The sequence below is a fragment of the Novosphingobium mangrovi genome (assembly GCF_022818885.1).
Lineage (GTDB): Bacteria > Pseudomonadota > Alphaproteobacteria > Sphingomonadales > Sphingomonadaceae > Novosphingobium > Novosphingobium mangrovi.
On record NZ_JALHAT010000002.1, the window covers coordinates 135781 to 148571 of the forward strand.

Genomic DNA, 12791 nt, shown 5'->3' on the forward strand with positions numbered 1-12791 from the left:
CGTGGAACGCTCCCCCCTCACTTAGCCCTCCTTGCAAATGGCGGCGGTTCAACTATTCGATCATGCAATGGATTTCCCGACGTTGATGACAAAGGCCCGAAAGACTTCTTCATGCTGAGCCATCTGCGCGCAGTGACACGAGCTTCGCACGACCGGCTCGATGCGGCCTTCGGCGCCCTCGATCTGGGCGCTGCGGATGACTGCGCGCGCTTTCTTGCGGCGCACGCCGTGGCCGTGAAGAGCCTTGACGCGCCGTTCCGCCGCTTCGTCGAGGAAGAGCTCGACATGCCCTGCCCGGACTTTCCCGCCATGCTCGCCGCCGACCTTGCCGAACGCGGCCTGTCCATGCCCGCCCTTCCCGCCCCCGAACCCGATGCCTGCGTTCACGCCCCTTGCGGCGGCGCCGGAGTGGCCTACGTCATCGCCGGCTCGCGCCTCGGCAACGCGGTGATCCGCGCCGAAGGCTACCATGGCCGGGAAACGGGCCTGCCCTCGCGCTACATGGAAGACGATACCGGCCACGCCGTCTGGAAGGCCCTCAACACCTGGGCGCGCGCGCGCAGCTTCGGCCCGTCCGAAGAGCGTGCGGTCGAAGCCGCTGCCCTTGCCACATTCGCTCACTTCGAGACCGCCTTCGCCGTCGGGTCGAACATGGAGACACCTCGCGCCGATGGCTGAAGACCAACACCAAGTCGACCTCACCACCTGCGACCTGGAACCGATCCACATCATTGGACGGATCCAGAGTTTCGGCTGGCTGATCTCGTTCTCGAGCGACTGGATCATCAACCATGCCTCGCGCAACTGCGATGCCCTGTTCGGGCAGAGCGCGCAGGACCTGATCGGCCTCAACGCCGCGCAGTTCCTCTCGCCCAGCGCCATGCACGACATCCGCTCGCGCCTGCAGATCCTGGGCTCCTCGAACACGGTCGAGCGCATCTTCGAGGTGGATCTCCTGAACGATGGGCGCCTCTTCGACCTTGCCGTGCACACCTCGGGCCGCTCCTTCGTGGTCGAGATCGAGGAGCACGAGAGCGGGCGTCGCCGCGACTTCGTCTCCTACGTGCGCCCGATGATCGAGCGGATGCGCCAGACCGAATCGATCGAGAAGCTGTGCGCAAGCGCGGCACGCCACCTGCGCGGCCTCACCGGCTTCGACCGGGTCATGGTCTACCGCTTTTCGGAAGAAGGCGCAGGCGAAGTCATCGCCGAGAGCCTCAACGGCCTTGTCGACAGTTTCAAGGGCCTGCACTTCCCGGCTTCGGACATCCCCAAGCAGGCACGCAAGCTCTACACCCGCAACTTGCTGCGCATCATCACCGACATCGACGATCCCACCGTGCCGGTCATCCCGGCCACGGGGCCGACGGGCGATCCGCTCGACCTTTCGATGTCGGGCCTGCGCGCGGTTTCCCCGATCCATATCGAGTACCTGCGCAACATGGGGGTCAAGGCCTCGATGTCGGTCTCGATCATGCGCCGGGGCAAGCTGTGGGGCCTGATGGCCTGCCATCACTACAGCCCGCTGCGCCTGTCCTACTCGGTACGTACCGCAGCCGAACTGTTCGGCGAGTTCTTCGCCTACCTGCTCGAGCAGAAGGAAACCGACGCGGCCTTTGAACGCCGCGGCGATTCGATGAAGCTGCACGACGAGATCATGAGCCGGGTCGCCGGTGGCGGTTCGCTGCTCGACGCCTTTGGTGACTTCAGCGAGTCGATCGGACGGGTGATCGGCTTTGACGGTGCCATCGGCTGGGTCGACGGCGAATTCATGGCCGACGGTCTCACCCCGACCCGCGCCCAGTTCGGCCAGCTTGCCCGCTTCCTCAACACCGCAGGCGCCAGCACCGTGTGGGCGACCGACAACATCACGTCGATCTTCGAGCCTGCGCGCGAATGGGCCGACAAGGCGGCGGGCGTCATGGCCCTTCCCGTCAGCCGCTCCCCGCGCGACTACATCGTCCTGTTCCGAAAGGAGCAGCTGCGCGAAGTGAACTGGGCGGGCAATCCGGAGAAGTCGGTCGAACTCGGACCGAACGGCGCGCGCCTTACCCCGCGAAAAAGCTTCGACCTCTGGAAGGAAGAGCGCCGCGGCTATTCACGCCCCTGGACCGAGGAAGAGACGGCCGCGGCGGAATCGCTGCGCATCACGCTCCTCGAAGTCGTCCTGCGCATGTCGGACGCCGCCCACGCACAGCGCGAGCAGGCAAGCCAGCAGCAGGACATGCTGATCGCGGAACTCAACCACCGCGTGCGCAACATCCTCAACCTCATCCGTGGCCTGGTCTCGCAGAGCAAGGACGGCGCCAGCACCATCGACGAGTTCGCCGAGATCGTGGGCAGCCGCATCCATGCCCTCGCCCGCGCGCACGACCAAGTGACCGAGAAGGACTGGCGCCCCTCCTCCTTCTACGACCTCATCCGCACCGAAACCGCCGCCTATGCCAGCCACAGCACGGACCGCGTCGTGATCGAGGGCCCCGATGCCCTTATCGCCCCCAGCGCCTTCACCACGCTGGCACTGGTCATTCACGAGCTGATGACCAACTCGTGCAAGTACGGCGCGCTGTCGGACAGCCAGGGCACGGTCCATGTCACCATCGCGCGCAGCGACGATGGCGCTCTGGAGATCGACTGGCGCGAGGAGGACGGTCCGCCCGTTACCCCGCCCACCCGGCGCGGCTTCGGCTCGACCATCATCGAGCGCACGATCCCGCACGAACTGGGTGGCAGCGCCTCGGTGATCTACCCCGAGGCCGGAATGCAGGCCTTCTTCCTCATTCCCAATGACCATGTCGCGACGTTCGAAACACCCGGTGCGGACCCACGCCAGGGCGTGGTCGATGTGCCCGAGGGGACCGACCTTCGCGCACAGCTGCCTGAAGGCGCCGCCCTCATCGTGGAGGACAATGTCATCATCGCGATGGAGGCCGAGGACCACATGCGCGCCTGTGGCTTTGCCGATTGCCGCGTGGCGGGATCGGTGGCGGCCGCGATGGATATCCTCGAACACACCGAGATCGCCTTTGCCATGCTCGACATCAACCTGGGCAAGGACACCAGCGCGCCGATCGCCGAAGCCCTGCGCGAAAGGGGCATCGCCTTCATCTTCGCCAGTGGCTATGGCGAGCGGACGCTGCCCGAAGGCAACTTCACCGGCGTTCCCGTGGTAACCAAGCCGTATGGCGAGCGCGACTTGCGCTCGGCTATCGCGCGGGCCAGCGTGGAACAGCGCTAAAAAGGGCGCATCCTCGGGAAACAAAAGCGTCTCCTGCCCGTTGTTATCGGCAAAACCGACAACCACAGGATTTGGAGACGCCCCATGGCAGACGCACGGATCTTCGCCGATCTCAAGGCCGACCACGATCGTCACCGCGACATGCTGGCCAAGCTCGGCGAAACGCACGGTGACAGCGAGGAGCGCCGCACGCTCTTCGCCGCGCTCAGCAAGGAACTGCAGGCCCACGCCGCGGCCGAAGAGGAATCGCTCTACGCGGCCATGCTCGCCGACCCCAAGCTGCGCGACGAAGCGCGCCACTCGGTCGCCGAGCACAAGGAGATCGACGATTTCCTTGCCGAGCTGGCCGACACCGACATGAGCAGCAACGCCTGGCTGATGACCTTCAAGGACATGCGCCATCGCTACCTGCACCACATCGAGGAGGAGGAGGAGGACATGTTCCCCGCCGCCGCCGAAGGCCTCACCGCCGAGACCGAAGCCAAGATCGCCAAGGTCTTCGAGAAGCGCAAGCCCAAGGAACTGGAACTCGCCGAAGACCAGGGCCCGGGCGACGAGCGCGAGTAAGCCTTAGAGACACCGGGCGAGCGCCACACCCCCACCGCGCTCGCCCCGTACCCCTGGGAGAGAGAGCGAGCCGACATCCCCCCGCCGGAATCGCTCCTGAGAGGAGGCCTCTTTCGTCATGCGGAAGAGGCCTTTTTTCATGGACAGGGTACAGGCAGCAGCCCCCTATCCTGAGCCCCTCTTCCGCATGTCTTGATAGATTGCTCCCCTCCACAGCCCGCGCACGAGAAAGGGCGCCGCCCCTTTCGGAACAGCGCCCTTATTCGAAAACAGGATAGTCCCGCGCCTAGCGCGACGCCATTGAAAGCTTGTCGAGCCCGGCCGGTCGCGCCGTCTCCGGACACCCATCCAGGACGTAGCGAATGGCCGCAAGGATCGATTCCGGCCCGAATGGCTTCTGAACCACGCCCACCGCACGCGAGGCCGGATCACCAATCTGAGCAGGATTGGCCGTCACATAAATGACATGGGCCCCGAACTTGTCGCACAAATCACGCGCCACTTCCGGCCCGGTCAGCCCGTCACGCAGATTGAGATCGACCAGAGCAATGTCGGGCCGCACCTGGTTCTGAGCCAGCGTATCGAGCGCAGATCGCTCGCTTACGGTTCCGACCACCGCGTGGCCGCCATCCATGAGGATGTCTTCAAGCTGCAGGGCGAGCAGAAATTCGTCTTCGACGATCAGGATATTGGCCGCATGGGGCATGGGGTATCAGGGTCCGGCTGGGGGGAGCCCCCTCAAAGGGGGCACACCGAATGAGGGAAGATCAGGCCGCGATGCGGCGCAGCTCCTCGACATTGGAAACCTTGCCCAGCTCGGCGAAGAAGGCGTCGATGGCCTCACCGGTGAGCACGAATTCGTGGCGCGAGTCCGGCAGCTGGCCCGACTCGATGATCTTGGAAAGCATGGCGCGCGCACGGCAGATACGGCTCTTCACCGTGCCCAGCGCGATATCGCAGATGCTCGCGATTTCCTCGTAGGAAAGGTTGCCCGCGGCCACCAGGATCAGAGCCTCGCGGTAGTTGGCCGGGATCGCCTCCAACGCGCGCAGCACGTCCGCCAGTTCGATGGCGCTTTCCTGAGTCGCATCGGTGCGCAGGATACGCTCGGCGGCCAGTTCGTCGTACTCGCCATGGAAACGCGCGCGGCGGGCTTCGGAATAGAAGTGGTTGCGCAGGATCGTGAAAGTCCAGGCCTTGAAGTTGGTGCCCGCGGCATAGCGCTCGCGTGCGGCCCAGGCCCGCAGCATGGCCTCCTGCGCCAGATCGTCGGCCCGATCGCGGTTGCCACAAAGGCCCCGCGCAAAGGCACGCAGGTGCGGTGCGACGTCGGCAAGCGCGCGCTTGAACTCCCCGTCCGTAAGCGCTGTGGTTTCGCCGGCTTCGCTCAGCTGTGCGGTCATCTGGATTACCCTCCGTTGAATTCCGTTGTGAAGCCAACGTGACGCGGGCGCGAAAAGTTCCGGAATGCACACATCGAACGCCTCTGCGGCGACAGAGCGTTCCCTCTGCGCGATGAACTGAGTTTGTGCCATGCAACCGCGGTACGCCTTCAAAAAATTGCACCAGCACGGGAACATATGCCTTGCCCAAACTTTGAGGCCTCCGATCACGCTCGTGATCGGAGGCCTCTTGGGATCAGGTTGACGCCGGATCGCGGGGGGTGGGGGTGGTCTCCGGCGGCAACACAGGCGTAACGCCGCTTCCGGAAATTGGTTCCCGGGATTGGTCGCACGGAGGAAAAATTTTGATGTTGCTCTCAAGCCGGCTCCGCGCCAGACCTTGAACAAGGTCCGCGCGCCAATGCTGGCTCGGGAAAGGCCCCGGACACCCCTTCCGGTACAGCCCCTGCCCGATCGCGCCGCACCCAACGCCGTGCCCCTCTTCAGGGAGCAAGGACGGGTACACAGGAAATACAGATTGCAAGGACGAGGAATACGGATGTCCGTCTCAGATCAGATCGCACTGCAGCTTCCCTATCTACGCCGCTATGCACGTGCGCTCACCGGCTCCCAGCAGTCGGGTGACACCTACGTGCGCGCAACGCTGGAGGCGGCACTGGCCGACACCGAGCTGCGCAGCGCCATCGCACAGAGCCGCGCGGCCCTTTATGGCGCGTTCACGCGGATCTGGACGACAGGCCACGTCGAAGGCGAACTGGGCGCAGACCTTGCCGACAACCGTCACGAGCAGGCCGCCCAGGCGCGCCTCTCGACGATTGCTCCAACCCACCGCCAGGCCCTGCTCCTGAACACGGTGGAGGAATTCAGCCGTGAGGATACCGCCACGATCCTCGACGTCACGCCCGACGCCGTCGACGCCCTGATCGCGCAGGCCATCGCCGAGATCGAGGGCGAGAGCGCAACGCGCGTCCTCATCATCGAGGACGAACCCCTGATCTCGATGCAGCTCGAAAGTCTGGTCTCGGACGTGGGCCACACGGTCGTGGGCACGGCCGCCACGCGCACGCAGGCTCTGGAAATGTTCGAGCGCGAACCCGCCGGACTCGTCCTTGCCGACATCCAGCTGGCCGACGGCAGCTCGGGGATCGACGCGGTGGAAGACCTGCTCAAGTTCGGAGACGTGCCGGTGATCTTCATCACCGCCTACCCCGAACGCCTGCTCACCGGCGAACGCCCGGAGCCCACCTACCTGGTGACCAAGCCCTTCAAGGAGGCGACGGTGCGCGCGGCGATCAGCCAGGCGCTGTTCTTCGGCTTGAGCAAGCCCCTGGGCTGAGCTTCCCGCTCCCATGTTCCTGAAAAAAGGGGCCGCCCAGAAGGACGGCCCCTTTTTTCATGCCCGCAGGTGGCCTGTCTCAGGCGGCGAGCGACAGCTCCGCCTCGACCAGTGCCTGCGCATAGGCCGCAACAAGAGCCAGCCCGGGCGTGCGCGCTGTCGCGGTCGCCTCCAAGCCATTGTGCCCATCGAGCCGCACGCTCGCGCAGGCCAGCCCGCCACGTCCTGCCTGCGAGATCATCGACGCGCAGCGCGCTGGCAACAACGCCAGCGCCGCATCGGCATAGGCATCCACGGAGAGAAACCGCGCGGCGCGCGCCTCGGCGGTCGCGTCCAGATTCTGGTGCCGGCGCAGGAACTGCATCATCGCCACGAGGCAGGCGCCCTGCTGCTGGTCCTCGGCATCGCTGCAGACAAGTGCGATCTCATCCGCCTGCGCAAGCCAACGGCTGGCCCTGGTGGTGCAACCCATGTTTCGTTTTCCTTCTGGTCTTGTTCTCGGCTCTAGTTGCGGCTGCGACCCGCTTTTGCGCTGCAGCATTACCAAGCCCCGAAAGCAACCCTCGGGAAAATACCTAAGAAACAACTATATATCTGAAAACTATGAAAAAGCGGTGCCCACCCGAATTTTTCCGGCAGGCCCCTTCAGGGCTATTGGCTGCGCAGCACGAAGTCGCGCGAGACACGCACCGGCACCTTGAGTTCGCACTCGACGCCGCCGGGCTTGAACTCGAGATTGACCTGCGACTTCAACTCGTGCGCCACGATCTTCTCGATGAGATCGCGCCCGAACCCACGCTTGACCGGCTCGGTCACCGGCGGGCCGCCCTCTTCACGCCAACGGAGCGTTGCCAGGTCATGGCTGACAAGAGCCCAGTCGACGTGAACCCGGCCTTCACCGACACTGAGCGCGCCATACTTGGCCGCATTGGTCGCCAGCTCGTGGATGGCGAGGCCCAGCGACATCGCATCGTTGGGCGCAAGCTTGATGTCCGGCCCCGACATCTCGACGTGGCTCTCACTGCCCTCCATGTACGGCGCCAGTTCGGAGGCCACGACATCGCCGAGCGCGGCAAAGCCCCAGTCCGATTGCGAAAGCAGATCATGGGTCGCCGACAGCGCACGGATGCGCGCCGTCAGGCTGTCGGTGAAGTCGTCGATGTCCTTCGAGCGGCGCCGGGTCAGCGCGGCGATGGACAGGACATTGGCCAGCGTGTTCTTCACCCGGTGGTTGAGTTCACGCGTCAGCGAATCCCGGATCGAAGCCTGGCTGCGCAGCCATTCGAGCACCCGCCGGTCTTCGGCCGCGCGCTTGGTGATCAGCCGCCCGATCGCCATGACCATGAGCGAGGCAATCGCCCCGAAAAACAGCGTGATGCGCGAAAGCGGCGAAAGCAGACCGCTCTTCTTGTCGCGTACCTGCAGCACCCAGTGGTGCCCTGCGACCTCGAGGCGGCGGGCCAGCATGGGCCCGCCCGTCCCTTCGACACGGTGTTCGGCGAGCAGATTTCCCGGGTCCACCTTCTCGTCGTAGATCGACATCTCGAGGCGCGAGCTGGAGAACAACTCACTTGCCGAATCGAGAAATTCGCTCGCCTCGAACGGCGAATAGATGAAGCCCTTGACCCGCTTGCCCCCCCAGGTGTCGACAAGAACGGGCATGTAGATCAGGAACCCGGCCGAATCATCGCCGCGGCTGTTCTGGACCAGACGAACCTTGCCCGAGGCAATCGGCCGCCCCAGTTCCATCGCCTTTTCCATCGCGGCACGGCGCACGTCTTCGGAGTACATATCGAAGCCGATCGCGCGTAGGTTCGCTGCGCTTGCAGGGCGCAGATAGACAATGGGCGCCACCAGTTCGTCGTCCGGTTCCGGGCGTGGATGGACGAGAAAATCGACCCGCCCCGCCTCGGCTTCGGCCACTTCAAAGGCCGGCAGGTCCTTGCGCTCTACCAGGGGGGCCCAGCCGATACCGAGCGACCCGTAGAGATCGCCTTCGTGCTGCATGTCCCCTACGAATTCGGCGAACTGGTCCTGACTTACATCCTCCTGCGTCGCGAAGAGCGCACTGCCCGCGCGCAGCAGGGCGATCGTCTCGGTGGCACGGCGCTGCAGCGCGGACGAGACCTCGGTCATGCTGCTTTCCAGCGCAAGGCGGCGCGTTTCTCGGTCCGCACGCTCGATCGCCATGACCGAGACGGCCGTCGTCACGCTTGCAATGACGAAGAGAAGGAACGGCCAGCCACGCGGATACTTGTGGAACCATGCCTGCTTTTCGACCCTGTCCAGCAGAGGCTGGTCAACCACCGTACATACCCCCAAGATCCGCGGCGGCCGAACCTCGGCCGCTTGGCGCGGTGAAAACGTGCCAGTGCCATGGCATGCCGGCCGCCTCCAGCCTACCCGTTAAATTCTTCTAATTCGGCTAATTCGGCGGCACATTGCGAGACACTCGTCATTCGGGAACCATGCAGCTCCCCAATGGTTCCGTGTGTAAGAGCAATTTGCGCAGCGTTGCGCAGCTTCATCCGCCCGCAGGCCAGCCGGTCAAGGCAGCCCGGGCGCCGAGAATGACACGAACGATCCGGGCGCGCCTTGCCCGGCACGCTGGGAGGAGAATTGCGCGGCACGCTGCCCGCGCAAGGCTTGACCGGTGCGCCCGCGGGCCGCAAGGAGCTTTGAAGCAAGGAGTCAGCTTTGGACCACCCCAAATCGAATGGCCAACCCGGCAAGACACCGGGTCTCCCGCCGGAGGTGCGCCGTGACGGCGAGCCCGGCTGGGCCGGTGGATTGAGGAAGCTGTACAACTCCGTGGTGGACGAACCGCTGCCGGACAGCTTCCAGGACCTCCTGAAGAAGCTGGACGACGGCGACGATGCCTGAGCGGATCACGCCGACCTCGGGCGACGAGGCATTCCGCCGCGAACTCATGGGGGTGCTGCCGCACCTTCGCGCCTTCGCACGTGGCCTGTGCGGCCGTCATGACTTTGCCGATGATCTGGTCCAGGAGACCGCGGTCAAGGCCTGGACCGCGCGCGAACGCTACCAGGTCGGCACCAACATGCGGGCCTGGACCTTCGCGATCCTGCGCAACCATTATTTGTCCGAGCTGCGCAAGTCCAAGCGCCAGACCGACGTCGAGGACGCCGACATGGAGCGCATGCTGGTCATGGAAGCGGACCAGGAAGGGCCGGTGCATCTGGGCGACATGGAAACGGCCCTCCAGAAGCTGGCGCCTGAACGGCGCGAGGCTGTCCTGCTGGTGGGCGCTTCGGGCTTCAGCTACGAGGAGGCGGCCGACATTGCGGGCTGTCCGATCGGCACGATGAAGAGCCGCGTGGCCCGTGCCCGGACCGACCTCACGCGTATGCTGGCAGATGAACCGGAGAAGATCGGGGCGCGCTGAGAGCGCCCCGCACACCCGAGACGGGCCATGTCTTGCAAAGCGTTAACTGGGCAAGACACTTGCCAAGCAAGGGCCCGAGAGCTTTAGTACCTCCCTTGAAACGGGGGGACTGATGAAACGACTGGCGCTGGCGGCCTGCGTGGCCGCCACTTTTCTTCCAGGCTCGGCCATGGCGGCAGACTGGTATAAGGCGGCAAGTCCGCACTTCGTCGTCTATGCCAAGGACAGCAGCAAGGATCTGGAGACCTTCACCACCCGGCTGGAGCGCTTCCACCAAGCCATGGCACTGGTGACTGGCGACACCGCTGAGCCACCCAGCCCGTCCAACAGGGTGACCATCTTCGTGGTCAGCGGCGAACGAGAGGTGCGCCGCCTCCACGGGGGCGACGACAAGTACGTCAACGGCTTCTACGTGCCGCGCGCGGGCAAGTCGCTCGCCATCGTGCCGCGTCTCGGGTCAACATCCGGCACGCCCGATACGGCCCTGATCACCCTCCTGCACGAATACGCGCACCACTTCCTGCTCTCGGGCCAGAGCCTGACCATGCCGCGCTGGATGAGCGAGGGCGCGGCCGAATTCTTCGCCTCCAGCACCTTCAAGCGCGACGGCTCGATCCTGATGGGGCGTGCCGCGCAGCACCGCGGCTACGAACTGTTCAACGCCAAGAGTGTGCCCGTCGAGGATCTGCTCGATCCCGAACTCTACGAGGCACACCGCGGCAAGGGCTACGATGCCTTCTATGGCCGCAGCTGGCTGCTCTACCACTACCTGACCTTTGCACCGTCCCGAAAGGGACAGATGCGCGCCTATCTCACCCGTATCGGGCAAGGTACCGGAGAGCGCGCGGCAGCCGAGGAGGTTTTCGGCGACTTCGAGACGCTTGAGGATGAACTCGACGACTATCTCGACCAGCGGCGCATCTCAGCCATCAATCTCAGCCCGGAAAACCTCCCCGCCGCAGCCGTGACAATCACGCGCCTGCGTGAGGGCGAGGCCGAGATCCTGCCGCTCACCATCGAGAGCCGGCGTGGTGTCGACAGCGAGGCTGCGGCCGAAATCGTCACCGAAGCGCGCGAAATTGCGGCGCGGTATCCCAACGACCCGGCCGTCCTCTCCGAACTGGCTGAAGCCGAGTACGACACAGGCCACTACGATGCCGCCATCGCAGCGGCCGACCAGGCGCTCGCCGCCGACCCGCGCACTGTCAACGCCTACCTCCAGAAGGGCTATGCCCTCTTTGCCAAGGCACGCGACGCCGAGGAGGCCGACGCAGCGGCCTACAAGGCGGCGCGCGCACCGTTCCTGGCGCTCAACAAGATCGAGAACGATCACCCGCTGCCTCTGGTCTACTACTACCGCAGCTTTGCCGAGGCCGGGGTCAAGCCGCCCGAGCTCGCGGTGCAGGGGCTCGAGCGCGCAAGTGAGCTTGCCCCCTTCGATCTCAGCCTGCAGATGAATGTTGCCACGACCCTGATCGGTCTGGGCAAGGGCAAGCGCGCGCTGCGCCATCTCCAGCCGGTTGCCTACAACCCCCACGGGGGCAGCCAGGCCAGAGCTGCACGTGCGCTGCTGGCCCGGCTGAACGCCGAGCCGGACTGGACGGGCCAGGACCTCGGACAAGTCTTGTCGCTGGCCCATCGCTCCGACGACGTGGACGCGGCGCACTAGCGGCCGCGCCAGACACTTTCAGAACCGCCGGGCGAGCGTGAGGCGCGGGGCGAAAAAGCCGCGCGTGTAGCCAGCATTCGCCCGGTTCGAACGGCGGCGGTAGTAGAGAACACCGATCTGGAGCGCATCGATTCCGTGGCCGACCCACTCCTCCAGGTCCGCCCCTGCCCCGATCTGCAGGTTGCGGTCACGCCGCGCGCGGTCCATTCCCGACCACGGCCGGTCATAGACCCGCAGATCGTAGGCGGCCTGCACGAAAGGCCGAATCCCCGGGCCAAGGGGTCCGACGAGGACACTCGCCTGCGCGCGCGGGGTCCAGCGGTTGCGTTCAGCACGGCTTGACCACAGGCGACGGGCGCTCGCGGCGAGCCGCAGCTCGATATCGGGCTCGGAAACCTGAAGGTGGGTGGCATAGACCGCCCCTGCCCCCACCGTCACATCCCGGCGCACTTCGCCTTCGAAGAAACCGGAAGGGTTTTTCGGGCAACTGCCATCTTCGGCCCGGCACACGCTCCACACCTTGTCATGGAACATGTCGAGACGGAGGCGAAGCGTGTCGGCGCGCGCCCCTGCGACCTTTTCCCCCAGCACGATGGGCGCATTGCCGAGGACGGAATGGAGCCGCAGCCGCGACTGCGGACCGCGCTTCAGGTAATCGGGGCGGTAGTTGCTTTCGACTTCCGCGCTCACCTGCCCCACCAGCGGCACCTCCCGGCGTGTGATGCGCAGGCGCAGCGCGTAGCTGCTCTGGTTCTGATCGCCGCTGCGTTCTTCACCGCCCGCTTCGCGGCCCGGTGTCGGGGCTGCCGTGAAGGCAATGGTGCCCTGCCACAGATCCGCCTGCGCCCCATGGGCAGGCGCCGACACTGTCGCAAGCAGGCAAAAGGCAGGAACGAGAAGACCGCGCATGGCACTCCTGGAACGAGGATGGCCCTGTCCGCAGGCCTCGGGGAAGCTACCCCTGCCAGCAGCGACGTTGCTTGCGAAATTCCCCTAGCCGGCAGCAGTCTTGTCCCGTTTGCCCGCCTTTTTGCCGTCAAACCTTCCGCAGGACCGCCTCCGCTGCCGCCAGCCCACGAAAAAGGGGGCGCTCCCCTTGCCGGGAGCGCCCCCTTTTCCATGCGGTCCGGTCCGCGCCTGCCGGTACGGGCGGCGCGGTAACCGGGTTCGTC

Annotated in this window: 12 protein-coding genes; 7 read left to right on the top strand and 5 right to left on the bottom strand. The window is 65.3% G+C overall.

Annotated elements, in window-relative coordinates:
• Positions 1-111 precede the first annotated feature (111 nt).
• The 3 genes from MTR65_RS01860 to MTR65_RS01870 all read left to right on the top strand — a co-directional run bounded on the left by MTR65_RS01860 (position 112) and on the right by MTR65_RS01870 (position 3805).
• Positions 112-678 (top strand): biliverdin-producing heme oxygenase, encoded by a 567-nt coding sequence (locus MTR65_RS01860; RefSeq protein WP_226633286.1) that lies wholly within the window; start codon positions 112-114, stop codon positions 676-678.
• Positions 671-3238, top strand: a complete 2568-nt coding sequence (locus tag MTR65_RS01865) for an HWE histidine kinase domain-containing protein (protein ID WP_243796604.1) — start codon at positions 671-673, stop codon at positions 3236-3238. Before MTR65_RS01860 ends, MTR65_RS01865 begins: the two co-directional genes overlap by 8 nt.
• 84 nt (positions 3239-3322) lie before the next feature.
• Entirely contained in the window at positions 3323-3805 is a 483-nt protein-coding gene (locus MTR65_RS01870; protein ID WP_226633282.1) for a hemerythrin domain-containing protein, read from the top strand.
• A gap of 286 nt (positions 3806-4091) precedes the next feature.
• On the opposite strand, the gene MTR65_RS01875 is transcribed toward MTR65_RS01870, so the two are convergent.
• Positions 4092-4511, bottom strand: coding sequence for a response regulator (locus MTR65_RS01875; protein ID WP_243796605.1), 420 nt, complete (start codon positions 4509-4511; stop codon positions 4092-4094).
• 61 nt (positions 4512-4572) lie between these two features.
• Complete coding sequence (locus MTR65_RS01880) at positions 4573-5208, bottom strand: sigma-70 family RNA polymerase sigma factor (RefSeq protein ID WP_052321915.1); 636 nt, start codon at positions 5206-5208, stop codon at positions 4573-4575.
• 538 nt (positions 5209-5746) lie between these two features.
• Between MTR65_RS01880 and MTR65_RS01885 the strand changes: the two genes are divergently transcribed.
• The gene (locus MTR65_RS01885; protein WP_243796607.1) at positions 5747-6544 is read left to right on the top strand and encodes a response regulator; all 798 of its coding nucleotides are present in this window, start codon (positions 5747-5749) and stop codon (positions 6542-6544) included.
• A 79-nt stretch (positions 6545-6623) separates the two neighbouring features.
• Here the strand turns inward: MTR65_RS01885 and MTR65_RS01890 are convergent, their stop codons facing one another.
• The gene (locus tag MTR65_RS01890) at positions 6624-7016 is read right to left on the bottom strand and encodes a hypothetical protein (RefSeq protein WP_243796610.1); all 393 of its coding nucleotides are present in this window, start codon (positions 7014-7016) and stop codon (positions 6624-6626) included.
• 179 nt (positions 7017-7195) lie between these two features.
• Complete coding sequence (locus MTR65_RS01895) at positions 7196-8851, bottom strand: CHASE domain-containing protein (RefSeq protein ID WP_243796614.1); 1656 nt, start codon at positions 8849-8851, stop codon at positions 7196-7198.
• Positions 8852-9241: 390 nt separating this feature from the next.
• Between MTR65_RS01895 and MTR65_RS01900 the strand changes: the two genes are divergently transcribed.
• The 3 genes from MTR65_RS01900 (at position 9242) to MTR65_RS01910 (ending at position 11619) form a co-directional block, all read left to right on the top strand.
• Positions 9242-9427 (top strand): NepR family anti-sigma factor, encoded by a 186-nt coding sequence (locus MTR65_RS01900; protein ID WP_039388108.1) that lies wholly within the window; start codon positions 9242-9244, stop codon positions 9425-9427.
• Positions 9420-9950: a sigma-70 family RNA polymerase sigma factor gene (locus tag MTR65_RS01905; RefSeq protein ID WP_226633273.1), complete on the top strand. Its 531-nt coding sequence runs from the start codon at positions 9420-9422 to the stop codon at positions 9948-9950. Before MTR65_RS01900 ends, MTR65_RS01905 begins: the two co-directional genes overlap by 8 nt.
• Positions 9951-10062: 112 nt before the next feature.
• The gene (locus MTR65_RS01910; protein ID WP_243796615.1) at positions 10063-11619 is read left to right on the top strand and encodes a hypothetical protein; all 1557 of its coding nucleotides are present in this window, start codon (positions 10063-10065) and stop codon (positions 11617-11619) included.
• Between the two features lie 18 nt (positions 11620-11637).
• Here the strand turns inward: MTR65_RS01910 and MTR65_RS01915 are convergent, their stop codons facing one another.
• Complete coding sequence (locus MTR65_RS01915) at positions 11638-12528, bottom strand: hypothetical protein (RefSeq protein WP_243796616.1); 891 nt, start codon at positions 12526-12528, stop codon at positions 11638-11640.
• Between the last annotated feature and the right edge of the window lie 263 nt (positions 12529-12791).